Source organism: uncultured Bifidobacterium sp. (assembly GCF_945269915.1).
GTDB lineage: Bacteria > Actinomycetota > Actinomycetes > Actinomycetales > Bifidobacteriaceae > Bombiscardovia > Bombiscardovia indica.
Map to the genome: position 1 here is coordinate 1 of NZ_CALYOY010000012.1, position 25,343 is coordinate 25,343.

At 64.7% G+C, this 25,343-nt stretch carries 23 protein-coding genes and 2 tRNA genes; 9 read left to right on the forward strand and 16 right to left on the reverse strand.

The window, feature by feature from the left end; all coding sequences use genetic code 11:
* Window positions 1-177 precede the first annotated feature (177 nt).
* Entirely contained in the window at window positions 178-1,206 is a 1,029-nt protein-coding gene (locus tag Q0K62_RS03420) for an endonuclease/exonuclease/phosphatase family protein (RefSeq protein WP_297316584.1), read from the reverse strand.
* Window positions 1,207-1,229: 23 nt separating this feature from the next.
* Window positions 1,230-2,843 (reverse strand): signal recognition particle protein, encoded by a 1,614-nt coding sequence (ffh, locus tag Q0K62_RS03425; protein ID WP_297316585.1) that lies wholly within the window; start codon window positions 2,841-2,843, stop codon window positions 1,230-1,232.
* A gap of 416 nt (window positions 2,844-3,259) precedes the next feature.
* On the opposite strand from ffh, the gene Q0K62_RS03430 reads away from it, so the two are divergent.
* The 4 genes from Q0K62_RS03430 to Q0K62_RS03445 all read left to right on the forward strand — a co-directional run bounded on the left by Q0K62_RS03430 (window position 3,260) and on the right by Q0K62_RS03445 (window position 7,695).
* Entirely contained in the window at window positions 3,260-4,567 is a 1,308-nt protein-coding gene (locus Q0K62_RS03430) for an extracellular solute-binding protein (protein ID WP_297316586.1), read from the forward strand.
* 67 nt (window positions 4,568-4,634) lie between these two features.
* Window positions 4,635-5,573: a sugar ABC transporter permease gene (locus tag Q0K62_RS03435; protein ID WP_297316587.1), complete on the forward strand. Its 939-nt coding sequence runs from the start codon at window positions 4,635-4,637 to the stop codon at window positions 5,571-5,573.
* A gap of 20 nt (window positions 5,574-5,593) precedes the next feature.
* Window positions 5,594-6,475 carry a carbohydrate ABC transporter permease gene (locus tag Q0K62_RS03440; protein ID WP_297316588.1) on the forward strand — a complete coding sequence of 294 codons (882 nt, stop codon included), beginning with the start codon at window positions 5,594-5,596 and terminating at the stop codon, window positions 6,473-6,475.
* A gap of 89 nt (window positions 6,476-6,564) precedes the next feature.
* Complete coding sequence (locus Q0K62_RS03445; protein WP_297316589.1) at window positions 6,565-7,695, forward strand: glycoside hydrolase family 172 protein; 1,131 nt, start codon at window positions 6,565-6,567, stop codon at window positions 7,693-7,695.
* Window positions 7,696-7,787: 92 nt separating this feature from the next.
* On the opposite strand, the gene Q0K62_RS03450 is transcribed toward Q0K62_RS03445, so the two are convergent.
* Together Q0K62_RS03450 and cysS are read right to left on the reverse strand one after the other, a co-directional pair.
* Window positions 7,788-8,831, reverse strand: coding sequence for a LacI family DNA-binding transcriptional regulator (locus Q0K62_RS03450; RefSeq protein ID WP_297316590.1), 1,044 nt, complete (start codon window positions 8,829-8,831; stop codon window positions 7,788-7,790).
* A 4-nt stretch (window positions 8,832-8,835) separates the two neighbouring features.
* On the reverse strand, window positions 8,836-10,446 hold the full coding sequence (cysS, locus tag Q0K62_RS03455; protein WP_297316591.1) for a cysteine--tRNA ligase: 1,611 nt from the start codon (window positions 10,444-10,446) through the stop codon (window positions 8,836-8,838).
* Window positions 10,447-10,605: 159 nt separating this feature from the next.
* Here cysS and Q0K62_RS03460 point away from each other — a divergent pair, with 159 nt between their 5' ends.
* A complete protein-coding gene (locus Q0K62_RS03460; protein WP_297316592.1) occupies window positions 10,606-11,331 on the forward strand; it encodes a type 1 glutamine amidotransferase in 726 nt (241 codons plus the stop codon).
* A gap of 124 nt (window positions 11,332-11,455) precedes the next feature.
* Here Q0K62_RS03460 and Q0K62_RS03465 read toward each other — a convergent pair whose 3' ends face one another.
* The 8 genes from Q0K62_RS03465 to coaD form a co-directional block, all read right to left on the reverse strand.
* A complete protein-coding gene (locus tag Q0K62_RS03465; RefSeq protein WP_297316593.1) occupies window positions 11,456-13,546 on the reverse strand; it encodes an ABC-F family ATP-binding cassette domain-containing protein in 2,091 nt (696 codons plus the stop codon).
* 112 nt (window positions 13,547-13,658) lie between these two features.
* A complete protein-coding gene (ilvN, locus tag Q0K62_RS03470; protein ID WP_297316594.1) occupies window positions 13,659-14,213 on the reverse strand; it encodes an acetolactate synthase small subunit in 555 nt (184 codons plus the stop codon).
* Between the two features lie 16 nt (window positions 14,214-14,229).
* Complete coding sequence (locus Q0K62_RS03475) at window positions 14,230-16,170, reverse strand: acetolactate synthase large subunit (RefSeq protein ID WP_297316595.1); 1,941 nt, start codon at window positions 16,168-16,170, stop codon at window positions 14,230-14,232.
* Window positions 16,171-16,384: 214 nt separating this feature from the next.
* On the reverse strand, window positions 16,385-17,107 hold the full coding sequence (rnc, locus tag Q0K62_RS03480) for a ribonuclease III (RefSeq protein ID WP_297316628.1): 723 nt from the start codon (window positions 17,105-17,107) through the stop codon (window positions 16,385-16,387).
* A 231-nt stretch (window positions 17,108-17,338) separates the two neighbouring features.
* Window positions 17,339-17,533: a 50S ribosomal protein L32 gene (rpmF, locus tag Q0K62_RS03485; protein WP_297316596.1), complete on the reverse strand. Its 195-nt coding sequence runs from the start codon at window positions 17,531-17,533 to the stop codon at window positions 17,339-17,341.
* A gap of 103 nt (window positions 17,534-17,636) precedes the next feature.
* The gene (locus tag Q0K62_RS03490) at window positions 17,637-18,233 is read right to left on the reverse strand and encodes a DUF177 domain-containing protein (protein ID WP_297316597.1); all 597 of its coding nucleotides are present in this window, start codon (window positions 18,231-18,233) and stop codon (window positions 17,637-17,639) included.
* 63 nt (window positions 18,234-18,296) lie between these two features.
* Complete coding sequence (locus Q0K62_RS03495; protein ID WP_297316629.1) at window positions 18,297-18,905, reverse strand: cell division protein; 609 nt, start codon at window positions 18,903-18,905, stop codon at window positions 18,297-18,299.
* A 136-nt stretch (window positions 18,906-19,041) separates the two neighbouring features.
* Window positions 19,042-19,542, reverse strand: coding sequence for a pantetheine-phosphate adenylyltransferase (gene coaD, locus Q0K62_RS03500; protein WP_297316598.1), 501 nt, complete (start codon window positions 19,540-19,542; stop codon window positions 19,042-19,044).
* Window positions 19,543-19,669: 127 nt separating this feature from the next.
* Here coaD and Q0K62_RS03505 point away from each other — a divergent pair, with 127 nt between their 5' ends.
* On the forward strand, window positions 19,670-20,023 hold the full coding sequence (locus Q0K62_RS03505; protein WP_297316599.1) for a DUF3039 domain-containing protein: 354 nt from the start codon (window positions 19,670-19,672) through the stop codon (window positions 20,021-20,023).
* 26 nt (window positions 20,024-20,049) lie between these two features.
* Here Q0K62_RS03505 and Q0K62_RS03510 read toward each other — a convergent pair whose 3' ends face one another.
* The gene (locus Q0K62_RS03510) at window positions 20,050-21,069 is read right to left on the reverse strand and encodes an aldo/keto reductase (protein WP_297316600.1); all 1,020 of its coding nucleotides are present in this window, start codon (window positions 21,067-21,069) and stop codon (window positions 20,050-20,052) included.
* A gap of 2 nt (window positions 21,070-21,071) precedes the next feature.
* Complete coding sequence (locus Q0K62_RS03515) at window positions 21,072-22,403, reverse strand: nicotinate phosphoribosyltransferase (RefSeq protein WP_297316601.1); 1,332 nt, start codon at window positions 22,401-22,403, stop codon at window positions 21,072-21,074.
* Window positions 22,404-22,539: 136 nt separating this feature from the next.
* Between Q0K62_RS03515 and Q0K62_RS03520 the strand changes: the two genes are divergently transcribed.
* The 3 genes from Q0K62_RS03520 (at window position 22,540) to rdgB (ending at window position 24,827) form a co-directional block, all read left to right on the forward strand.
* Window positions 22,540-23,175 (forward strand): Pr6Pr family membrane protein, encoded by a 636-nt coding sequence (locus tag Q0K62_RS03520; protein ID WP_297316602.1) that lies wholly within the window; start codon window positions 22,540-22,542, stop codon window positions 23,173-23,175.
* A gap of 60 nt (window positions 23,176-23,235) precedes the next feature.
* The gene (gene rph, locus Q0K62_RS03525) at window positions 23,236-24,000 is read left to right on the forward strand and encodes a ribonuclease PH (protein WP_297316603.1); all 765 of its coding nucleotides are present in this window, start codon (window positions 23,236-23,238) and stop codon (window positions 23,998-24,000) included.
* Window positions 24,001-24,140: 140 nt separating this feature from the next.
* Entirely contained in the window at window positions 24,141-24,827 is a 687-nt protein-coding gene (rdgB, locus tag Q0K62_RS03530) for an RdgB/HAM1 family non-canonical purine NTP pyrophosphatase (RefSeq protein ID WP_297316604.1), read from the forward strand.
* Between the two features lie 180 nt (window positions 24,828-25,007).
* Here rdgB and Q0K62_RS03535 read toward each other — a convergent pair.
* Both Q0K62_RS03535 and Q0K62_RS03540 read right to left on the reverse strand, forming a co-directional pair.
* Window positions 25,008-25,088: transfer RNA gene (locus tag Q0K62_RS03535), tRNA-Leu, on the reverse strand.
* Window positions 25,089-25,163: 75 nt separating this feature from the next.
* A tRNA-Thr gene (locus Q0K62_RS03540) sits at window positions 25,164-25,236 on the reverse strand.
* Between the last annotated feature and the right edge of the window lie 107 nt (window positions 25,237-25,343).

Consider the following 25,343-nt stretch of genomic DNA (forward strand, 5'->3'; position numbering starts at 1 on the left):
CGGCGGGAAAGCAACCCCACGTGCGCCACGGTGCCCTCCCCGGCACCCTGCACACATCAGGCCTTCCGTCCACTGTCAGACATTCTACCATACGTCCACCAGACAGGAAAAAGGACTAGGGGACAACCACGACCCGCGACCGGCCCGCAGGAGACCCTGACCTGGCTCGGAGGAGAGTCAGGCCAAGTGCAGACGGGCAACCAGTCCGCAGTGGTCGGTGCCGGGAACGCCTATGGTGCGCATGGACTCCACCCTGATGCCCCGGCTGATCAGGATGTGGTCGATCTCGATCATGGGGGGGAGCCCCACTTGGCGGTAGGGGAAGGTCGGATGGAGCCCCATGCCCAGGGAGAGGGAGGCGTCTCGCAGACCGCCGGCAGCCAGCATGGCGCGGAAGGTGGGGTGGTGAAGGTTGGCGTTGCAGTCGCCCAGGACCATGGTGAAGGCGGGTTCCTGTCCCGCCCCGGCCTCCGGTGGGGACCCTGCGGGCGATAATCGTCGTGGCCTGTTGAGCAGGGCCAGTCGTTCGATCCCCAGTCCCCATTGCCGGGCTCCGCGTTGGGGCGACCGGGGGTGGACCGAGGCCAGGCGCACCGTTCCGGCCTTGGACTTCACCACCATCAGGGGAACGGCCGAGGCTTCCAGATTTAAGCCCGCGGGCTGTGATTGCATGGGCTCGGTGCGTGAGAGGAGGGCGTTGCGCCCCCCGTTGTCCGTATCGGTTCGGGGGCCTTCCACCAGGTAGGGCAGGGTGGCCTTGAGGCCGACCTTGCGCAGACCCGCCAACAAGGAGGAGTTGACCTCCTGCAGGGCCAGCAGGTCAACCTGATGGGCCCGGATCTGGTCCATGATGGATTGCGGGTCGGCCTTGCCATAACGGCAGTTCAGGGTCATGACCGTCAGGGATGCACCCGGGGCCGCCTTGTCGCCCGGTTCGGAGCCCGGGTCGGCGGGGGAGGGGATGCGCAGGCGGTACTGCAGGCGCCATACGCAGACCAGGGTCAATTCGACCAGGGCCAGGGCGGTCTGCGGCCATGCCTGGATCAGTATGGCCCAGACCAGAAGCGCCAGGAGGGGGGCCGAAAGGAAGTCGATCAGGGCGATCAGCTCCACCAGGGGGCGGTGCCGGTCGGCTCCGGCGGGAAGGTAGCGCAGGGCCATCCACAGGGCTGTGAGTCCCAGGAAGATCCAGAGCGTGGTGTTCATGGATGGGGCCTCCTGCCGAAGGGTCAGTTGCCGCCGAAGAGACCGCCCAGTCCGCCGCCCAGGTTGGGGGGCAGGTCGGGTATCCCCTCGGGCATCTGCGGGGCCTGGGGTTGCTTGGTGAAGGCTGAGCCGCCGGAGGACTTGCCCTTGCTCGACAGCCGCTCGCGCAGGGCCTTCTCCTCGGCCTCGCGCTTCATGGGGTTGCCGGACCGTGACCCCTTCTTCTTGCCCTTCTTGCCTGCCTTGCCCTTGCCTCCCATGCCTGCTCCGCCCATGCCGGGCATGGAGCGTGTGCCGTTGGTCATCCGCTTCATCATCTTGGCGGCCTGCTCGAATCGTTGCAGGAGGCCGTTGACGGACGAGACCGTGGTGCCGGCGCCGTAGGCGATGCGGGCCCTGCGCGACCCGTCGATGATCTTGGGGTTGCGCCGCTCCTCCGGTGTCATGGACTGAATGATGGCCTGGGTGCGGTCGACCTCCTTCTCGTCGAACTGCTCCAACTCCTTGCGATGCTGGGCCATGCCCGGAATCATGCCCAGGATGCTTTTGAAGGAGCCCAGCTTGCGCACCTGCTGGAGCTGGGCCAGGAAGTCGTCCAGGCCGAAGTCTCCAGCCGACATCTTCCCGGCGGCCTTGCGGGCCTCCTCCTCGTCGAATTCGCGCTGGGCCTGCTCGATCAGGGTCAGGATGTCGCCCATGTCGAGGATGCGCGATGCCATCCTGTCGGGGTGGAAGACCTCGAAGTCCTTCAGCCCCTCGCCGTTGGAGGCGAAGAGGATGGGCTTGCCGGTCACCGAGGCCACGGAGAGGGCGGCACCGCCACGGGCGTCGCCATCCAGCTTGGAAAGGACCACGCCGGTGAAATCCACGCCCTTGTCGAAGGCCTCGGCCGTGGTGACCGCATCCTGGCCGATCATGGCGTCGATGACGAAGAGGATCTCGTCGGGGTTGACGGCGTCGCGGATATTTCGGGCCTGCTCCATCAGCTCCTCGTCCACGCCCAGACGGCCCGCCGTGTCGATGATGACCACATCGTAGAGCTTGTCCTGGGCCAGACGGACCGAATCGCGGGCCACCTTGACCGGGTCTCCGCCGGTCAGTCCGGCGGAGACCCGGTCGGGGGTCTCGGTCTGCACGCCCGGTTCGGGTGCGTAGACGGGCACCCCGGCCCGCTCGCCCACCACCTGGAGCTGGGTCACCGCGTTGGGGCGCTGCAGGTCGGCCGCCACCAGGAGGGGGGTGTGGCCGGCATCCTTGAGCCAGTAGCCCAGCTTCCCGGCCAGGGTGGTCTTGCCGGCGCCCTGGAGGCCGGCAAGCATGATGACCGTGGGTGGGTTCTTGGCGAAGTTGAGGGGGCGGTCCACCCCGGAGCCCAGGATCCCAGTCAGCTCCTCATAGACGATGGAGACCACCTGCTGGGCCGGGTTCAGGGCCTTGGAGACCTCCTCGCCCAGGGCCCGTTCACGGATGCGGGCCGTGAAGGCACGCACCACGTCCAGGGAGACGTCGGCGTCCAGCAGGGCACGGCGGATCTCGCGGATGGTCCCGTCGATGTCCGCCTCGGTCAGTCTGCCCTTGGAACGAAGGTGGGTGAAGGCCTGTGAGAGCCGGTCGGTCAAAGATGAAAAAGCTGCCATAATCACCCCAGTCTAGCTGCTGACCGGGAGATTCGGGCAGGGGGGTGGGACGGTTCGTCATAAGCGGTCCGGGTGCGGATTCCGTCGTCCGCTCCCGGCCCTCCTGTATGGCGTATGGGGAGGGTTGACAAGGTCGTGGTTTGCTTATATACTGAATCGAAACGATTCGATTGAGGAGTTCGGCGATATCGAATGGTGTCGATGAGGATGATAGGGATTGCCCGGGCGGGCATCGGTTGCAGATGTCCGCACGGGCGGTGATCCGATAACGGGGAAAGGAGAGGGCGCTCTACCAGCCGGTGCAAGGCAGCATGCGGTCGGGTATTTACCAAGCGGTGGCGAAGCGCCATCGTCGAAACATTTCGATTAACAGAACTGCAGAAGCAGTAGTTTCAACGAGGAAAAGGAACCATACCATGAAGATCACAAAGAGTCTCGGTGCGGCCCTGGCCCTGGCCATGTCGGTCGTTCCCCTGGTGGCATGCGGATCGAATTCGAATACGGCACAGGAGGAACATCCCTCCAGCATCAAGATCTGGTACTATGAGGAGCCCAGCAGCGGGCAGGCCAAGGGATGGCTCAAGGCCGCCGACATCTTTACCAAAAAGACCGGTGTCAAGGTGGACTTCGAGGTCAAGTCCTTCACCCAGATCGCCCAGAACGGCAGCCAGTTCCTGAATTCCGACGAAGCTCCTGACGTGATGGAGTCCAACCGTGGCAACGGCTCAGCCGGCGTGCTTTCCAGCGAAAAGCTCCTGACTGACCTGAAGCCCTATGTAGAGAAGTACGGCTGGGACAGGAAGGTCAAGGGTCAGGCGGCCGCTGTGGGTAAGTACGATGACCGCGGGGTCATGGATGGCGATACATGGTACGGTATCTCCTCATACGCTGAGATGCAGAGGGTCTATTACAACAAGAACCTCTTCGACAAGTACGGTATCGCCATCCCCACCAGTTTCGACGAGTTCACCGCCGCGCTGCAAAAATTCAAGGACAACGGGGTGACCCCCATCGCTGCCGATGCCCAGGAGTATGGCGTCCTCTGGCTCTGGTGGCAGCTGGCCATGACCAAGGCCGATACGGCGTTCATCGATGACTGGCAGCTCTACAAGCACAAGGTCGACTGGAACAGCGAGCCCCTTACCTTCGCAACCAACACCATCAAGGACTGGGTCGACAAGGGATACATCTCCAGGAACGCCACCGGCATGAAGGCGGAGGACACCACCACGGCCTTCATCAAGGGCGACTATCCGATCTACCAGACGGGTACCTGGAACCAGTCCCGCTTCATGGACCAGATCAAGGGCTTCGACTGGACCGCCGCCATCTTCCCCGATGCCAGGAAGGTCGAGGGCTGCGCAGGAAACCTCCTGGTCATCCCTGAGAAGTCCAAGCGCAAGGACCTGGCAGCGCAGTACATCGATGTCGTCCTGTCGAAGGAGGTCCAGAACTACATCGGCAACGAGGGCGGCGTCCCGGTGGCCGCGGACACCAAGGCCATCACCAATCCCAAGAGCCGGGATCTGGTGGACGAGTATACCAAGGCGGCAGCCGCCAACAGGATGAGCTACTACCCCGACTACCCGGCCCCCAACCTGACCGATGCCATGCCCGCAGCACTTCAGGGTCTGGTCAACGGCACCAAAGACCCGGCTCAGGTCCTCAAGACCATTCACAAGAACTACGACGACGGCGTGTCGCAGCTTGGACTGAATGATTGAGCAATCACCGTCGGCGGCCGGCCCCATCCGATCGGAGGAGCCGGCCGGACATCGAGGAGAGTAGATCATGTCTGACAAGCAATCCAAAGGTGGACGGACCGCCTCGCGCATACCCGGGAGCAAACCCTCGCGATTCGTTCCCTATCTCATACCGGGGCTGATCGGCATCATCGCCATCGTCATCGTCCCCATCCTCTGGAACTTCTATCTGAGCTTCACCCGTTGGCGGGGTGTGGGACCAACCCGTTGGGTCGGTCTGAAGAACTGGAACCACCTGATTCGGGATTCCACCTTCTGGGCATCCTTCAGCCATTCCCTGTGGATCATCGTGGCCATCGTGATCATACCCACCATCCTGGGTCTGCTGATTTCATCAGCCCTGACCGATGTGATCCAGAAGAGATTCGGAGCCCGCACCTCATCAACCCTGCGAGCCCTCTACTACCTGCCACAGGTCCTGCCCGTGGCCGTGGCCTCCATCATCATGGGCTGGATCTTCCGTCCCGAGGATGGCGCGGTCAACGATCTTCTGACCAAGATCGGACTGGGCTCCCTCCAGCACAACTGGCTGGGTTCGCCGGGCACCGCCCTGCCCATCCTCATGGTTATTCTGATCTGGATCCAGCTGGGATACCCGATCGTCATCTTCATGTCCGGCCTGCAACGGGTCGATCCCGAACTGTACGAGGCGGCCAGCCTTGACGGTGCCAGCTGGTGGCAGAAATTCCGCGTGGTCACCCTGCCTTCCATCATCCCCGAGCTGATGGTGGTCATACTGACCTCAACCATCGGAGCATTGAAGACCTTTGCACCGGTCTATCTTCTGACCAAGGGCGGGCCCGAGAACAGCACCATGGTGCCCTCCTACTACTCATACAACCAGTTCTTCCAGCTTCAGCAAGTCGGTTACGGCGCCGCCATATCCACGGCGCTGACGGTGGTCATCATCATCTTCTCCATCGTCTTCACCATCGTGCAGAAGCGTGTCGAGAAAAACATCGCCTGAGAAACGCAAGGAAGCACATCATGAATAATCACGCATCCGCAAGCGAACCACGGGCAGCGATCGGCGGGCGTCCGCGCCACATCAGGTCCTGGGGGGATTGGGCCGGTCTGGTGGCCCTCATACTGGGAGCCCTGATCATGCTCTTCCCCCTCCTGATTCTCACCCTGAATGCCTTCAAGACCACGGCCGACTACAACATGACCGGGCCCCTGTCAATCCCCGCCCACTTCAGCATGGATGGCGTCGTCTCCTTCTGGAACAAGACGGACTTCCCGATGAAGTTCGCCAATTCCCTGTTCATTTCACTGGTCGTGTCGGTGGTGGGGGTCTTCCTCTCCGTGCTCAACTCCTTCGCCCTGGGTATCGGCAGGGTCAAGGGCAACACCATCATTCTCCTCTTCATCATGTTGGCCAACATGGTGCCCCAGGAGGCCCTGCTCTACCCCCTTTACGTCATGTTCAAGGGGGTCGGGCTGTACAACACCCAATGGGCCATCATCATCATTTTCATGATCATTCAGAGCGCCTACGGCACCTATCTGCTCTCCGCGGTCTACGGGACCTTCCCCCAGGCCATCCTCGAGGCGGCCACCGTGGACGGAGCCACGCGCTGGCAGATCCTGCGCAGGATCGTTCTGCCCGTGTCCTGGTCGACGATCAGCGTCCTCTTCGTCTTCTTCTTCATCTGGACCTGGAACGAGTACATGATCCCCATGGCCTTCCTGATGAGCGACAAGACGCAGACCATCCCCCTGGCCCTGGCCACCATGCAGGGGCAGCACACCATGGCCGCGACGGATCTGGCCTCGGCTTCCCTGCTCAGCATCATCCCGACGATCATCTTCTTCATCTTCTTCCAGAGGAAGCTCTCCCAAGGCATCGTGGCGGGCTCGGTAAAGTGAACCATGGATCACCCGCGACCCGAACCGGGACGCGGGTGGCGAATAAATCGACAAAGAAGCGTACAACAGCAGGAAAGGCACCTATCATCATGGGCGTGACCACGGTACAGCAGGCTTACGGACTGGATGCACTGACCATGCGGTCCCCGGACCGAACCCGGTGTGTCAACGCCGAGAACCCGAGGGGAGGGAAGGGCAGGGCGGCCATGTCGGCCAGTCACCTGGGTCCCTCCCGAAAGGGAACGCCCTGTCTCAGGGACATCCAGCCCGGTCAGGAGGTCGTCCTGGCCGATCTGCAAGGGGCCGGAGTGATTCGCCACATCTGGATGACCGTGGCTGAATCCACCTCACCCACGGGCCCCAACCTTTTGCGCAATCTGATTCTGGAGTGCTACTGGGACGGGGAGGAGTCCCCCTCGGTCTGTGCTCCCCTGGGGGACTTCTTCTGCTGCGGGCACGCCCAGGCCTGCAGGATCGAATCACTGCCCATGGCCGTCTACCCCAGGCGGGGATTCAACTGCTACTTCCCCATGCCCTTCCACTCAGGCGCCCGTATCGTCCTGCGCAACGAGCACCATGAACCTGTCGAGGCCTTCTTCTATCAGATCGACTACGCCGAAAAGGATGATCTGCCTGATGACGTGATGACCTTCCACGCCCAGTGGCGCCGGCAGCGGGTCACCGACCTGGCCCGGGACTATGTGATCCTGGACGGGGTCAGGGGGGCGGGCACCTATGCGGGGACCTACCTGGCCCTGACGGCCCTCGAAAGCCGGTGGTGGGGAGAGGGCGAGGTCAAGATGTACATCGACGGTGACCAGGATTATCCGACCTGGTGCTCCACAGGCAGCGAGGACTACTTCGGCGGGGCCTGGAGCTTTGCCGGGCATGACCCCGATGGCGCCACCGTCGAGCAGACCTACACCGGGACCTTCATGGGCTTCCCCTTCCGCTCCCGCTCGTTGCACGATAGGGAATCCGAATACTGGGACACGGACACCCCCGTCACACGGGGCTTTTACCGGTGGCACATCCCCGATCCGATCGTTTTCCAGGAGTCCATCAAGGTGACCCTTCAACAGATCGGAGTGGATGAGCAGGGGCTCTTCGAGCGGCAGGACGACCTGGCGAGCGTGGCCTATTGGTACCAGATCGAACCCCACCTGTCCTTCCCGGCGGAGGTGTTGAAGACCACGGAACGCGATCGGCGCCCTCGCTGACGGGCATCGTTCCGGTGGCTCAGGGCAGCCAGGCTTCGGCCCGGTCCCGCACCCGGCGGGAGGGTCGGGGCCTTCCGTGTCTGTCCGACGGTTCAGGCGGCCCCGAAGGAAGGGGTTCGGGTCGGCCGGGGCATGACCGAACCCCTGTCAATGAGCTTGGGCTTCTGGAGTATCACTCTGCCCGCAATCGAGTCGCCTCCCTCTATGGCATGGGTCAGAAGGTCACTTGCCGTGGTGCAGAGGGTATCGGGAGTCAGGGGCATCTCGGATATGCCCTGTCTGTCCAGGGCCGTGCTGGCCTTGCCGGCCGCGCAGGAGAGGATGGAGACATCCTCCGGTATGGAAAGGCCCTTGTCGCGCATCCGGGTGACCACCGTATCCAGGAGGGAGGGGGGAATCTCGCCGATCACTGCGTCCACATGGTTCCGAGTCATGATCTGCAGAACTCCCAGGGTGTATTGGAGATCCCCGCCTGTCGGGCCCGGTTCCTCGCGCAGGTCCATGCCGTACCGGTGGCACCAGGCTCTGAGCGAACGGGAGAGGATCAGACGGAAACCGGATCCACGCCGGTACTCGCTCTTCAGATCCTGAAGAAAAAGCACATGTCTCCTACCGGCCCGATACATGGCTTCGACGGCCATCCGTCCCATCAGTTCGAAGTCCAGGTCCACACAGGCCAGGGTCTCGTGGTGAATCGGCAGCCCCAGGGCCACGCAGGGCCGACCGTAGGTGGCGGCCTGGTCGGCCCGTATGTCGTCGTGGACGATATCCATCAGAATGACCCCGTCGGCCAGGTTGCTCCGCGTGACCCTACGGATATCCTCCACCCCGTTTTCCGCGGTCAAGAGCAGCGAATCGTAGCCTCGGGCGTGCTCGCTGCTGGCCATTTCGATGAAGTAGTCCGAGTAGGAGGTCCGGTCCTGCCGCTGGCGCAGAGGGGCGCTCAGGGCCACGATGTTCTTCCTTTTGGCTCTCAGCATCCGTGCACCGGCATCGGGTGCATAGTCCAGCTCCTCGACGGCCTCCATGATCCTCCGGTAGGTCTTGGAGGAGATGGGACGCTTGCCGGAGAAGGCATAGGAGACCGTGCTGACCGATACCCCGGCCTTCCTGGCTACGTCCCGGATATCCGACATGTGTCTACCTGTTGATCGTCCAGGTGCTGCCGGTCGCCGTATCGGCTATGGTCACTCCGGCCTGTTCCAGATTCGCCCTGATGCCGTCGGCCCGGACGAAGTCCTTGGCTCGGCGGGCTTCCTCCCTGTCCCTGAGCTGGGCCTCGACCAGGGCCTCAAGGGTTTCGGCAGCACGGTCATCCTGCCCCGATGGCATGGTCCATTGCGGGTCCAGTGGATCCAGCCCGAGCACATCCAACATGGCTCTGACGTGGAGGAGCGAGTCCCGGGCCATGGCCCGGGACTCGGGGGAGGAACCCTCGGCTGCGGACTCGAGAGAGTCCAGTACGGCGTTGGTTTCCCGGATGGTGGCGAAAATGGCGGCCAACCCGCCGGAGACGTTCACGTCGTCGTTCATGGCCTGGACGAATCCGACGGGCAGGTGGTCGGCGTCCAGGTGGACGACCATGTCCCGTTCCGGCTGGCCGCCGCAGACCTGACCGGCGCGCTGGATGAAGTTGGTGATCCGCTCGTAGGCTCCCTGCGCCTCGTGGAGGGTCTGGTCCGACCACTCCAGCATGGAGCGGTACTGGACCGCGATCAGGGCGTAGCGGACCACCCAGGCCGGGTACCGTGACAGAACCTGATCCACCAGAAGTCCATTGCCCAGGGACTTGCTCATCTTCTCGCCCTTCTGGGTCACCCAGGCGGTGTGCATCCAACGGTGGGCGAAACCCCAGCCGGCGGCATGGGACTGGGCCATCTCGTTTTCATGGTGGGGGAAACGCAGGTCCAGACCGCCCCCGTGAATGTCGAAATCGGCACCCAGGTAGCGGTGGCTCATGGCCGAGCACTCCAGGTGCCAGCCCGGCCTACCCGTGCCGAAGGGGGTCTTCCACCTGGCTGTGGGTGGGTCCGTAGGTTTGGGGGCCTTCCAGAGGGCGAAGTCGCGAGGGTCGCGCTTGCCCGCCTCGGTCGGGTCGGCGGGGTTGTATGGGTCGTTCCGTCCGCTGGCCTGGGCATCCACGCTGGGACCCATCCGGTCGGCGATGGCGGCCTGCTCATCGGCCGCCTGGGTGCCGGTCTGCTGGTGGGTCAGCTCCCCGTAGTCGGGCCAGGAGGGAACGTCGAAGTAGACATTGCCCGAGGGGTTCCCCTGGGTGTCGGGTACCACGTAGGCGTGGCCCCGGTCGATGATGCGCTGGATCAGGTCGATCATGTCGGTGATGTGGCCCGTGGCCCGGGGTTCGTAGGTGGGGGGAAGGGCACCAAGGGCATCGTAGGCCTTGCTGAACTCGCGCTCGTAGATGTACGCCCGCTCCCACCAGCGCTGACCTGCGGCCGCCGCCTTGTCAAGGATCTTGTCGTCGATATCGGTCACGTTGCGCACCAGGGTCACCCGGTAGCCCAGGCGCATCAGCCAGCGCCGGATCAGGTCGAAGGCCAGGGTGGTGCGGATATGACCGATGTGGGGTGACGACTGGACCGTGGCCCCACAGACGTAGATGCCGACCCTGCCCTCCTCGATCGGGCGGAAGGGGGTCACCTGGTGGGTGGCCGTGTCGTAGAGACGCAGATCGGCGGCCGCAAGGCTGACGGAATGCTTGTCGTTTTGCGGATGAGAGCTCTTGTCCATACGCCCGAGCCTACCAAGTCTTGTTGACCGGCTTCGCCTGCTGAATCACCCTCGGCACGCCCCGCCGAAGCTGCGGTTCCGGTCGGCCCGCGACCTCCCGTCACCCTGGTGGTCGCACGGCTGCGACCGCCCGACATGTGGATGTGCAAGAATGGGACCATGGCTAAACCAAGTGTGCTTGTACTGCAGCATGTGGAATGGGAACGGCCGGGTCGCATCCTGGAAAATCTGCAGGATTGCGGACTGGAGACCAGGATTCTCAACATCGTGGATGAGAAGCAACCCGAACTGCCCCACTTCAAGGAGCTTGCAGGTGTGGTCATCATGGGCGGGCCCATGTCGGCCGACGACTTCAACCACCATCCCGGACTCAAGGCGGAGACCAAACTGGTCAAGGCCGCGGTCGGTGCCGACAAGCCCGTTCTGGGCATCTGTCTGGGGCATCAGATCATGGCCAGGGCCCTGGGGGGCAGCCTGGTCAAAACCGAACAGCCGGAGTATGGCATGGCCCCCATCCGCTGGGTGGGGGATGACGATGACATATCCATGTGGAACAAGCGCACCGACGTGCTTCACTGGCATGGTGATCAGGTCACCCTGCCGCCGAAGGCCACGCTCCTGGCCCGCTCCCGGTACACCAAGGTACAGGCCTTCAGGTTCGGGTCCGGGCTGGGACTGCAGTTCCACCTGGAGGTGACGGCGCCGCTCTTTGACGAGTGGATGCAGGTCCCCCAGATGACCAAGGGGTTCAAGAAGTCGCAGATAGACCAGATGCGGGAGGACTTCCAGCGTGGACTGCCGCAGATGCAGCCCCTGGCCGATTCGATCTTCTCGGCCTTCGCCGCCAGGTGCCAGACCAATGCGGCCGCCCTGGAGACCGTCTGAGATCAGTGGTCGTCAGGCAGGTCCCTGTCCGTTCGGGGTTGGATGTGCCGGCTATGGGCCTTCGAGGATCGGCCATTTCGGGTATGGCCCGCTTGGGATCCTGCCCGATCGGGGGCCTGGGTGGCTACTCCAGTTCCTCCCCGATGGTCAGCCACTCCTCCTCCAACTCGTCGGATTGGCCGGTCAGGTCCTTGAGCTTGGCGTTCAGGTCGTTCAGCCCTTCATAGTCGCTGGGGTCGTGTCCGGCCATCTCCACCTCGATCCGCTTGCGCTGATCCGCCAGCTTGGCCAGCCTGCGTTCGATGGCGGCCGCCTGCTTGGCCAGGTTCCGCTTGGCTATCCGGTCGGCCTTGGCCTGGGCGGGGTCGGGGCGGCCACCCGGTTCGTTTCCGCCGGCCCCCTTCCGGGGTCGGTCGCCCTGACCGGCCTGGTTGTCGTCCTCCGTCCGGAGCTTGCCCGTCTCGACCATGTCCAGGTAGTCCTGGACCCCGCCGGGCAGGTGGACCACCTTGCCGCCCGTCAGGGCGAACTGCTGGTCGGTCACCCGTTCGAGGAGGTAGCGGTCGTGGGAGACCACGATCAGGGTCCCCGGCCAGGAGTCCAGCAGGTCCTCCATGACGGCCAGCATGTCGGTGTCCAGGTCGTTGCCCGGCTCGTCCATGATCAGGACGTTGGGCTCGTCCAGGAGGATCAGGAGGAGCTGCATGCGTCGCTTCTGGCCCCCGGAGAGGTCCTGGATACGCGTCATCAGCTGGGCGCTTTCGAAGCCCAGGCGCTCCATGAGCTGACCTGGGGTGACCTCCTTCCCGTCGACGACGTAGGAGGGCCTGTAGCGGCTCAGCACCTCCTTGATCCGGTACTTGCCCAGCTTCTCCAGCTCATCCAGGCGCTGGGTCAGAACAGCGAACTTGACCGTCTTGCCGACCTTGACATGGCCGGCCGTGGGGTCGATCCGCCCGTCGATCAGCCCCAGGAGGGTCGACTTGCCGGCCCCGTTGGCGCCGACGATGCCGAACCGGTCGCCAGGTCCGATAAGCCAGGTCACGTCATCCAGGACCATATGGCCGCTGACCGTCCTGGTCCGGGCCGCAACCGTTTCATCCGGGTCGGAATCGTCCGGATCCTCGGCGATGGTGACCGAGCCCATAAGGGGCCTCTCAGCGAAGGGGGAGGGGACGGTGTCGATCTGGCCGCCCCTGCCATGGGCCTGCCTGGTCACATCAGGCTGGTCGGCGGGGTCGCCGGGCCGCCCATCCCCGTCGCCGCCGGTGGAGGCACCCGTGTCCGTCAGTCCATCGGTCGCTTGGGAGGGGTCCCCGGCCGGGTAGATCTTGGTCACGTCGATCAGGTCGACCACCTGCTTGCCCAGGCGGGAGGTGGCCATCCGCTTCAGCTCCAGGCTGTTGCGCATGGGGGGCACGTCGGCGATCAGCTCACGGGCGGCCTTGACGTGGAACTTCTGCTTGGTGGCCCGGGCCCGGGCCCCGCGGGTCAGCCAGGCCAGCTCCTTCCGGGCCAGGTTGCGGCGCTTGGTCTCGGCCAGGTCGGCCTGGCGCTCGCGTTCCACCCTCTGGAGCATGTAGGCGCTGTATCCGCCCTCGAAGGGATCGATGGTCCCGTCGTGGACCTCCCACATGGAGGAGCAGACCTCGTCAAGGAACCATCGGTCGTGGGTGACCAGGAGGAGGGCGCCGGAGTTCCTGGCCCACCGGTTCTTCAGGTGCTCGGCCAGCCAGTGGATGGTGACCATGTCCAGGTGGTTGGTGGGCTCGTCCAGGGCCAGGATGTCCCAGTCCCTGAGGAGGAGCCGTGCCAGGTCCACCCTGCGGCGCTGGCCGCCGGAGAGGGTGCCCACCCTGGCCTCCAGCTCCATGCCGCCCAGAAGTGATTCGACGATTTCGCGTGACTTGGGGTCGGCGGCCCACTCGTAGTCCTGGCGGTCCTCCAGGGCCGCCTTGCGGACCGTGTCCTCGTCTCCCAGTGGGTCGCGCTGGTCCAGCAGGCCGAGGGTCAGGCCGTTGCGCATGGTCACCCGTCCCCGGTCTGGTTCCTGGGTGCCGTTCAACAGGTGGAGGAGGGTGGACTTCCCGTCACCGTTCCGCCCCACGATGCCGATCCGGTCACCTTCGAAGATGCCCTGGGTCACATCCGTGAAGATGGTTTTGGTGGCGAAGGATAGGGCGACGTGTTCCAGACCGAGATCATAGATGGGCATGATGCCCCAATCTACCGCCAGCCTTGGATGGATGGCTCAGGGGTTTCCCGGGGGCTCGGCCCTGGTCGGTCTCCCGGCCCGTTGTCGGATCCGTTCCGGGCAGCCGGTCCTGTCACCGGCCGGTGATCCGGGAGCCCAGGACCTTTTCGCTCAGGGCCTTGGGTCCACGGGTCACGGCCACGGCACCCGACCGGACCAGTTCGATGATGCCGAAGGGCTTGAGGAGGCGCAGCAGGGCCTCGAGCTTGCCCTCGGCCCCGGTGGCCTCGATGGTCAGGGACTCGGGGTGGACGTCGACCACCCTCACCCGGAAGAGGTTGACGATCTCCAGGACGTCGGACCGGTTGTGCTCGTTGGCCTTGACCTTGATCAGGACCAGCTCGCGCTCCACGGCCTCCTCGTCGCTCAGCTCGACGATCTTCAGCACGTGAAGGAGCTTGTTGAGCTGCTTGATGATCTGTTCCAGGGGAACGGCCTCCACGTCGGCCGTGACCGTGATGCGCGAAATGTCGTCCCGCTCGGTCGAGGAGACCGAGAGGGAGTTGATGTTGAAGGCGCGCCGGGCGAAGAGGCCCGCCACCCTGGCCAGGACGCCGGGCCGGTTCTCGACCAGGACGGAAAGGGTGTGACGCTCGGAACCGGGCTTGGATGCTGGATAATTAGCCATGATTTGTCCCCTTTCCCTACTTCTTCATGTGGCCGGCGGCATCGTTGGCCATGGCGGCCCGGTCGGCCCCGGTCCGCTCCTGGGGCTCCTGCTCCTCCTGCTCCGGCCTGATGCCGGCCAGGGGTTGGACTCCCGGCTTGTAGATGATCGTGTCATTGGAGGCCCCGGCCGGCACCATGGGCCAGACCATGGCATCCTTCCAGACGCGGAAGTCGATCAGGACCGGTCGGTCGTTGACCTGATTGGCCCTGTCGATGGCCTCCTGGGCCTCCTCCTTGGTGAAGGCGCGCAGACCCAGGCACCCGTAGGCCTCGGCAAGCTTGACGAAGTCGGGAATCTCGGTCCTGCCGGGCTCTCTGGCGTCCCCGTCGTGGAGGTTGGTCTGGGAATAGTGGCTCCCGTAGAAGAGGGTCTGCCACTGGCGGACCATGCCATAGACGGAGTTGTTGAGGATGGCGATCCTGATGGGCAGCCCCATCTGGCCTGCCGTGGCCAGTTCCTCCGAGGTCATCTGGAAGGACCCGTCCCCGTCGATCAGCCAGACGGGGCGGGGCGCCTCATCGTCCTGGGTGCCGATGGAGGCACCGATGGCGGCGGGCAGGCCGTAGCCCATGGTGCCCAGGCCGGATGAGGACACCCAGGACCTGGTCCGTTCGAAGTCGATGAACTGGCTTGCCCACATCTGGTGCTGGCCTACGCCCGACACCCAGATCGTTGCCGGGTCGGCCTTGTTGCTCAGGGTCCTGACCACCCACTGGGGGGCCAGGGACCCGTCGGGGGTCTCCTCCCAGGTGGTGGGGTAGTCCTGCCGCCAGGATTCCACCAGGTTCCACCAGGGCTTCAGGTCGGGTCGGCCCCAGGTCCTCTGGGCCTCCTCGATGGCGGGGACCAGGTCGTCCAGGACCTGGCTTACGTCGCCCACGATCGGGACGTCCGCCTGGCGGTTCTTCCCGATCTCGGCCGGGTCGATGTCGATGTGGATCACCCTGGCCACTGGGGCGAAGTCATCCAGACTGCCGGTCACCCGGTCGTCGAACCGGGCCCCGATGGCGACCAGGAGGTCGGAGTGCTGGATGGCCCCGTTGGCGGCCACGGTCCCGTGCATGCCGGGCATGCCCAGCACGGCCCGGTCGGAGTCGGGGATGATCCCCCTGGCGGGCAGGGTGGTGACCACCGGGGCGCCGGTGACCTGGATCAGCCTTTCCACCTGCTGCCGGGCGTTGGAGCGCATGGCCCCACCGCCGAGGTAGAGTACGGGCCTGTGCGACTGGGCGAAGAGCCGGGCCGCATCGGTGAGCACATGCCCATGTGCCCTGGTGACGGGGTTGTATCCGGGCAGGATCATCTCCTGGGGCCAGGAATAGACCATCCGCTCGTTCTGGGCGGTCTTGGTCAGGTCGACCACGACCGGGCCGGGCCTGCCGGACTGGGCTATGTGATAGGCCTCGGTCATGACCCGGGGGATGTCCTGGGCTTTGGTGACCAGGTAGGAGTGCTTGGCCACCGGGTAGGTGATGCCGACGATGTCGGCCTCCTGGAAGGCGTCGGTGCCGATGGCGGCCACGCCCACCTGGCCGGTGACCACGACCATGGGCACGGAGTCCATCATGGCATCGGCGATGGGGGTGACCATATTGGTGGCCCCGGGGCCGGAGGTGACCAGGCAGACCCCCACCCGGCCGGTGGAGACCGCATACCCCTCGGCCGCGTGGCCGGCCGCCTGCTCGTGGCGGACCAGGGTGAACCTGAACCTGACCGAATCATCGATGGCATCATAGGTGGGGAGGATGGCACCTCCCGGAACCCCGAAGACATCCCTGACCCCCAGATCCTCAAGTGAACGGATCAGGGCCTGCGCCCCGGTCATCGCCTCCCCCTCGGGGGTGGTTCCCGCCTGGTCCGGGCCCTCATCCTTGGGGACCGAGCTGAACGCTTGCAGAGGTGTCGGCAGACTCATGTTTTCCTCTCAACCTCTCGACTGCGCGACGACATGCCGGTCGTGCGTCCCTAACGTGGTACCTATCGGGTCAGGGGCTCAGGTTCGGCCAAAACGAGTCCCGATCAGGACCGGGAGTCCCTGCTGCTCGTGGCGCAGGCCCGGTTGTTCCTCACAGTCTATGCAGAGGTGTGGCCCGGTCCCAATCAGGTACCGAATGGCGGAATGCCGGTCCCTACCTGGCTTCCCCGCCCTTCAGGGAGGCCAGGACCGCCGGGTCGTCCAGGGCCTTCCACCCCTGGGCGGCAGCGGCCAGCTGGGCCTTGCGCTTGCTGCTGGCCTCGGCGGTGCCGATGACGGTGTCGCTGCCGTCCAGGCTCAGCCTGGCAGTGAAGACCTGGGCGTACTCGGGCCCGGAGACGGCCATGGCGTAGTGGGGTTCGCCCAGGCCCAGCCCGTGGGCCTTGACGGTGATGGAGGTCTTCCAGTCCAGGGCGGGCCCCTCGGTGGCCACCTCCTCCAGGGTGTCGTCGAGGAGGGCGTGGACGGTGACACGGGCCCCGTCGATCCCGTGCTCCACGAAGACGGACCCGATCAGGGATTCGACCGTGTCGCAGAGGATGGAGTCCTTGTCGGCCCCGCCGTTCTCGGCCTCGCCGCGCCCCAGGAGGATGTAGGGGCCCAGGTGGAGTTTGGTTCGGGCTATGGCCGAGAGGGATTCCTCGGAGACTGCCTTGGCCCGCATCTTGGCCAGCTGGCCTTCGCTCTGGTCGGGGTGGGCCCTGTAGAGGGTCTCGGTGGCCACCAGTTCCAGGACGGCATCGCCCAGGAACTCCAGACGTTCGTTGTTGGGTATGCCGGGGTGCTCGTGGGCGAAGGAACGATGGGTCAGGGCGTGGACGAGCAGTTCGGGGGTGAGCTCCGCCCGCAGGGCCCTGAAGAGTTCCCTGGCGGGCAGGTCGCTCTCCTGGTCGTTCTCCTGATCGGGCGCCCCGACCGTGTGGTTCCGGGTGTACTCCGCCTCCGCGTCCGTGCCCGTCTTCGTCTCCCTGCCCGTATCCCTGCTCACGACACTGCCTTTCCGGTCATGCGATTCCGATCCCGACCTCTCTGATGGCTCCCATTATGCAGGGAACCCCTGCCACCCGTCGATGGCAGGGGTTCCCTCAACGATCTTGCGAACGCACGCTCACTTGCTGAACTGCGGTCGGATGGCGTCTCGGTACATGCGGCCGCGGTACATGCCGCAGCTCGGGCATGCCATGTGGGGCAGCGTGGGGGCCCCGCAGTTGGGGCAGGCCACCGTGGTGGCGGCCTTGGTCTTCCAGTTGGCGCGGCGCGAATGCGTGTTGGCGCGCGAGGTCTTGTACTTTGGCAGTGCCATGTTATCCTCTGTTTCGATCGAGTCTCGGGCTTAAGCGTAGAGCAGTTTACCGCAACCCCAGGTCTTTGTCACACCGGGCCGATCCTGAGGTGGCTGCCGGGGATCATTCTCCCTTTTCCTGGCCCTCCAGCTTGGCCTTGAGGCCTTTCAGGGCATCCCAACGGTCGTCCAGCACCACATGATGGTGGTCAGGGTGCTCGTTCAGGTCGATTCCGCACTGGGGGCAGAGTCCCCGGCAATCGGGCCTGCACAGGGGCTGGAGGGGGAGGGCCTCGGCCAGGTTGTCGCGCAGGAGGGCCTCCAGGTCGGCGAAGGCCCCGCCCTCGGCCAGAGGATAGGTGTCGCCGCCCTCCTCCTCACCGGCGATGATTTCGGCCTTGCCGGTGGTCTGTTCAGGCTCGGGGGTCTCGTAGGGGAAGAAGACCACGGGGTCCACCCCGATGTCCCGCTCGATGGGCTTGAGGCACCTGGTGCACTCGGCCCGAAGGGGGGCGCTGATGTGGGCGGTGAAGATCAGTCCGTCAACCATGGACTCGAAGGACCCGGTGACCTGCACCGGGTCGCCCTCCCTGATGCCGACCACCTGGTCACCGATGCCGCTCGGGGCGGGGAAGTCCTGGTCGACATGCTTGCTGCGCCCGGCCCTGGCCGCCACCTGGGCCACGGAAACGGCCCAGGACGAATCCTCCGGTCTGCTCATCCCTGCTTCCTTTCGCACGATGCGGTCCTGCCCGGTGCCACCTCCGGTCCGGGCCCGTATGCCCTATTGCTGGTTGGAGTTCCCGTTCATGGTACGCGCAGCCTCCTGCTCACGCTCATGGAGAACCTCCATCCCGGCCCGTACATCCTGGCCGACCCTGTCCAGCTGGGTGCCCAGCTCCTGCATGACCTGGGCGGCGTACCCGTTGGCCCCCTGGGTCAGCTTGTCGGCCTGGGCCTGGGCCTGGTCGATGATGGCCTGGGCCTTCTGCTGGGCCATGGCCACCACGTTCTCCTGACCGGCCAGGAATCGGGCCTGCTCGCCCGCCTCCTTGACGATTTCGGCAGAACGGCTCTGGGCCGCCGATATGGTGGCGTTGGCCTCGGTCTGGGCGGAGTCCAGCCGGCGTTCGGCCTCCCGCATCAGGGCGGAGGCGCGTTCCAGCTGGACGGGGAGCATCTTCTTGAGTTCGTCAAGGTCACCGTCGAGCTTCTCCCTGTCCACCTTGACCATGCCCGGGTTGAGCAGGGGGGCCTTGGCCTCGTCCAGCATGGTCTGGACCCGGTCGATGATGTCGTAGACGGTGGTGAATTCCGCCCGGGGCTCATTGGAGGTCGCCTCGCGCAGATCGGGCAGGTCATCCATGTTCAGGCCCTGTCTGGGCTGGCTCATCCGGGTGGAATCGTCGATGGCCGGGGTGCTCGGTTCGGTTTGTTCTCCTGGTCCGTCCGGGTCCCCTCCCCCGAAGCGGAATGCCTTGTTCGTCTGGTCGGAGATGTCCCCGTCGCTTCCCCGCCTGTCTGTCTCCTCAACCATTGTCGGCTCTTTCCGTCTGTAGTATGGTGGTCAGTTTCTTCACTACACTGTTGGGTACCATGCCCGTGATGTTGCCGCCATGCCTGGCAACATCCTTGACGATGGTGCTGGATATGTGTTCACGCAGCGGATCAGCGGGCAAAAAGAGGGTCTCCACATCGGCCAGTTTGCGGTTGACCAGGGCCATGCCCAGCTCGGCCTCGTAATCCCCGTTCTGTCGCAGGCCCTTGACGATGACCGAGGCGCCGACCTGAAGGCAGTAGTCCGTGATCAGGCCCGTGGTCGAGGACACCGTGATCTGCGGGTACCCGTCCTCGTCCAGGGCCTGACGGATCATCTCCACCCGTTCCTGTTCGCCGAACAGGGGGGTCTTGACGGAATTGACGGCCACGACTACGTGGACGGTGTCGAAGAAGGATGCGCAACGTTCAATCACATCCAGGTGCCCTGAAGTCACTGGATCGTATGATCCGGGGCATACAGCTATTGTCATGTCAACCAGATTAGCCCCTTGGCTGGAACCAGCGGGATCCACGGTGCCCCCTGCGGACGGGTTCGATTGCTCTCAGCCCGGGGATGGACCGTATCGTCAGGGCCCCGGGAGCGGTTATCATGGTGGTATGACTGCTTTTGAGACTCCCTTGCGCCCCGCTTCGCCCCTGCATGGTCCGGAACCCGTCCTGGACCAGGACCCGGTCTCGCCCCTCTCCGATCCGGACCAGGGTGCCGGTACGGCCGTCCTGGACAGGCCCGAGACCGAGACCCGGGAGGAGACCCGGCGCAGCGACCAGGGGGATGCCGACAGGTTCGCCCATTACGTGTCCAAGGAGCGCATCGCCGAGTCCAAGTTGACCGGCAGGCCGGTCGTGGCCCTCTGCGGCAAGGTCTGGGTGCCCAAGCACGACCCCTCCCAGTACCCCGTCTGCCCGGACTGCCGACGTATCTACGAGGAAATGATGGGCGGCAAGAAGTAGCCCTTCCCGCCCGTCCGCCGGGACGGTCAGCCCTTGGAGATCAGGTCGATCCGGTCCAGTTCCTCCTGGCTGAAGTCCGTATTGGCGCTCGCCTTGAGGTTGTCCAGGATCTGCCCCGGCTTGGAGGCTCCGATCAGGACGGTGGTCACGTCCGGGTCCCGCAGGAGCCAGGCCAGGGCCATTTCGGCCAGGGTCTGCCCGCGTTGACCGGCCAGGTCGTTCAGCTCCTTGATCTGACCCAGACGCCTTGGGGTCAGGGCCGACTCCTTGAGGAAGCGCCCGTCGGCCCTGATCCTGCTGTCTTCGGGAATGCCGTGCAGGTAGCGGTCGGTCAGGAGCCCCTGGGCCAGGGGGCTGAAGGTGATGATGCCCTTGCCCAGCTTCCGGGAGGCCTGCTTGAGTCCGTTGGATTCGATGGTCCGGTCGAATATGGAATACCGGTTCTGGTTGATGATGAAGGGAACGTGGAGTTCGTCCAGGATTTCGCTCGCCTTCCTCAGGGTGGGGCCGTCGTAGTTCGATAGTCCCACGTAGAGGGCCTTGCCGCTGGATACGGCCTGTGCCAGGGCTCCCATGGTCTCGTCCAGGGGGGTGTCCGGGTCCGGACGGTGATGGTAGAAGATGTCCACGTAGTCCAGCCCCAGGCGCTCCAGGCTCTGGTCCAGGCTGGACAGGAGGTACTTGCGCGACCCGAGGTCCCCATAAGGTCCGGGCCACATGGTGTAGCCCGCCTTGGTCGAGATGACCAGTTCCTGGCGGTGGTGGGCGAAGTACCTGGACAGGATCCTGCCGGCGTTGCGCTCGGCGGCTCCGGGCTCGGGCCCGTAGTTGTTGGCCAGGTCGAAGTGGGTGATGCCGTGGTCGAAGGCCGTGAAGCAGAGTTCCCGCATCCGCTCGAAGGGGGTCTGGTCCCCGAAGTTGTGCCAGAACCCCAGCGATATGGGAGGCAGCATGAGGCCGCTGGATCCGCAGTGCCGGTAGGTCGTGGTCTCGTAGCGGTCGGGCGCAGGGGTGTATGAGCCGTTCTGGTGGGGTACGGTGCTCACTTTTATATCGTTTCGACGATGGTGGGGATGATCGGTTCGCCCCGCATCAGGCTGAGCGCCCCGATGGGCAGTTCGTCCAGGGTCCTGGCACGGTGGTCCCTGGCCTCCAGCACGGCCTGCCCTCCCTGGTATTCCCGGTTGATGCAGCCGTGGTCCACATAGGTGACCAGGAGGTCCCGCCAGTCCTGTTCGGGCCTGAATCCGTCCAGGGACTGCTCCGCCCCGGATATGACGTGCTCGGCACTGGCCAGGTTGTACTCGTAGGACCGGTAGGCGAGCTTCCGCCCCGGCACCGATGCCTTGCCGACGGACTTCTTGGCCACGGCCTGCATGGTCCCGGCCGAATTCTCCCGTTCGGTCAGCTTGTAGACCATGGCGCAGGTCGGCGCCCCCGACCCGGTGACCAGCATGGTGCCCACCCCGTAGGAGTCGACGGGGGCCGTCTGGAGGGAGGCGATGGCGTATTCGTCCAGGTCGTTGGTGACGGTGATCGTGGCCTTGGTGGCCCCCAGGGCATCCAACTGGTGCCTGACACGCTGTGCCAGGGAGCCCAGGTCGCCCGAGTCGATCCTGACCCCGCCCAGGTCGGGCCCGGCCACCTCCACGGCCGTCTTGACCGCCTCGTCGATGGAGTAGGTGTCGGTCAGGAGGGTGGTGTTCCTGCCCAGGGCATTGATCTGGGCCACAAAGGCATCGCGTTCCGTGTCGTGCAGGAGGGTGAAGGAGTGGGCTGCGGTGCCGATGGCCTTGAACCCGTAGCGCTGGGCGGCCAGGAGGTTGGACGTGCCCTGGAATCCGCCCACCATGGCGGCCCTGGCGGCGGCCACGGCAGCGTACTCGTTGGCCCTCCGGGCGCCCATGTCCATGCAGGGCCTTCCCTTGGCCGCCGAAACCATGCGCGAGGCGGCCGAGGCCACGGCAGAGTCGTAGTTGAGGATGGAAAGGATGACGGTCTCCAGGAGGGTGCACTCGCCGAATCCGCCCTCCACCTGGAGGACGGGGGAGTTGGGGAAGAAGACCTCACCCTCCCTGTAGCCCCGAATGGTGCCGGTGAATTGGAAGTGCTCCAGCCACTGTATGGTCGCCGGGCTGACGATCTTCCTGTCCGAAAGGAAACGCAGCTCATCCTCGGTGGGGTGGAAGCGCTCGATGGCATCCAGGATCCTGCCGGTCCCGGCCACCACCCCGTAGCGCCGCCCCGCGGGGAGGTGACGGGTATAGACCTCGAAGACGGACCGGCGCCCGGCAGTGCCGTCCTGGAGGGCGGCGTCCAGCATCGTGTACTCGTACATGTCGGTCATCAGGGCGGTGGAAGTCCGGTCGGTTTCGTTCATGTCAACCTCGCTTGCAGTTCCTGTGCTTGCCGTGTTTCCCCACAGTCTAGTCCAATCCGCACCCGATATGTGCAGGAAGGCCGCCCCGACCATCCACACGTCCAGGCAGTATGACCGGCGGGATATGCTGGTCCCCATGAGATACCTGGTGGCCATCTATCGGTTCCTTATAGCCTTCTTCTGCCTGGCGGGCACCCATGAAGCCTGGCTTCTGGGCATCGGGAACAAGTGGGTCTACTTCACCTTCCAGACCAATATGGCCCTGGGTCTGGTCATGCTCTGGGCGGGGGCGGCCACCCTCCTGAAGGGAATCCAACCCCCGGCCTGGCTCAAGGGGTGCCTGACCTTGTACATTCTCATCACCGGCCTGGTGGCCATGGTGGTCCTGGGCATCAACTCCTCGCCCTACCTGTTGGTGATGGGCATCCGGACCACCTACATGATCCATGCCATCGCCCCGGTCATGGCCCTGGTCGACTTCCTCCTCTTCGACCCCCACCGCCGGTTCAAGTGGCACTATGTCCTGACCTGGCTGATCTACTTCCCCCTCTACCTGGCCTTCGTCCTGGTGCGGGCGGCCATCTGGCCCCACTCCGGCCCCGAGCCCGGCGGGAACCCCTACCCCTACGCATTCATCGATCTGAGCAGGCTGGGATGGGGGCAGATGACCGTCAACATCGCCGAGTACCTGGTGGTCTTCTTCGTCCTGGGGCTGGTGCTCTTCCTGATCGACAGGATCCTCCCCGCCAGGACGGTCCTGACGGCCTCCTGAGTGCAGGTATAGGGCTCCCGGGATAATCAAGTGCAGTATGCAAGGAAAGGATGTGCATCCATGGTGGCAATCAAGGACATGTTGGCCGATGGGGCCGTGGTCAGACCGGACGGCAGGGCGGTGGACGAGCTGCGCCCGGTCAGGATCACCCGGCACTGGACGGATGCCCCCGAGGGGTCGGTCCTGATCGAGTGCGGGAACACCAGGGTCATGTGCACGGCCTCCTTCACGCCCACCCTGCCCCGGTGGCGGAGGGACTCGGGCCTGGGATGGGTCACGGCCGAGTACGCCATGCTGCCCAGGGCCACATCCGAACGCACCGCCCGTGAATCCGTCCGGGGCAAGGTCGGCGGCCGTACCCAGGAGATATCCCGCCTGATCGGGCGCTGTCTGCGTGGTGTCGTCGACATGGAAGCACTGGGGGAGAACCAGGTGCAACTGGACTGCGATGTTCTCCAGGCCGACGGGGGCACCCGCACCGCCTCGGTCACCGGAGCCTATGTGGCCCTGGTGGATGCCCTGCGTTGGGCCCAGGACCACCACCACATCCGCAGCGTCGAGAAGATCATCAAGGACCAGGTGTCCGCCGTGTCGGTGGGAATCATCGACGGGCATCCCATGCTCGACCTGCCCTACATCGAAGACAGCCAGGCCATGACCGACATGAACGTCTCCATGACCGGTTCCGGCGACTTCATCGAGATTCAGGGAACCGCGGAGCATCGCCCCTTCAACCGGTCCGAGCTCGACACGCTCCTGGAACTGGCCACCAAGGGCAACCGGGAGCTCCAGGCGGCCCAGTCTGCGGCGCTCGCCACGGATTGATGCCCGGAGCGGTTGATGCCGGACTTACGATGGAGATGGCCCGTTGATTGTCTCTCCGTAGCCGTCGGCTGAAATCCGCGGCAGCGGGGGACGGGCAACCCGTGCCGGACGTACCGGGGCCCTGCAAGGAGGAATGAGATATGGAGAGAGGCGGACAGGTCGTCGTGGCCACCCACAACCAGGGCAAGCTGGTCGAGATGCGTCGCATCCTCGATTCCCTCCTGGGGGATGACCGGTTCGGCATCGAGCTCGTATCCGCTTCGGACCTGAACCTGCCGGATCCCGTGGAGACCGGGACCACCTTCGAGGCCAACGCCCTCCTCAAGGCCAAGCAGACGGCGGAGCTCTCCGGCCTGCCCGCCCTGGCCGACGATTCAGGCCTGATCGTCGACATCATGGGAGCGGCCCCCGGCATTCTGTCGGCCCGCTGGAGCGGTCGCCACGGGGATGACCAGGCCAATATCGACCTCCTGCTCAGCCAACTGAGGGACATTCCCGACGAGTCCAGGACGGCCCGGTTCGTCTGCGCCGCCGCCCTGGTGGTTCCCGACGAACCGGGGTATCCCGTCAGGAACCGCCACACCGTGCGCCAGGGTGAGATGCCGGGCAGGATCATCCGGACGCCCAGGGGCGGGGACGGGTTCGGCTACGACCCCATTTTTGAGCCCGATGACCAGCCCGCCCGGGCCGGGACGGACCACCGTCTGACCTCCGCCGAGATGAGCCCAGACCAGAAGAACGCCATCTCCCACAGGGGGAAGGCCCTGGCCGCCATCATGCCCGTCCTCATCCGGTGGGTGCTGGACGATGGCCATGACGTATCCTGATCCCGATACGAGGGCATCGGCGAGGGGGACACCCGCCTGTGGACACTGGAAGAGGTGGATCCGGGTCTGCTGATCCGTATCGGTGTCTGCGGTAGATTCCGCAGGTGCAGGGTGGATCCATGTGCGAGATGGAGAAGATTCGAACCCTGGGCCTGCTGTTCCGAAGGCAGGGTCCATCCGTGCGCGAGATGGGACTCGAACCCACACGTCCGAAGACACAGGAACCTAAATCCTGCGCGGCTACCATTACGCCACTCGCGCCCAGTGGAATACGGATAAGTGCATATCCATGCCATCAATGAATACCACAAAGGTGAGATGGCCCATACGAAAGGGAGCCACTTGACAGAATCGAACTGTCGACCTTCTCATTACGAGTGAGACGCTCTGCCAACTGAGCTAAAGTGGCCTGCCGCCCTCGAGGTTCCGGACGGCGTATTCGATACTACAGGATGTCCGGGATAAAACCGCCGGGCGCGGGAGTCGTATCCGTTTCGGTGTGGCACGCCTGTTTCA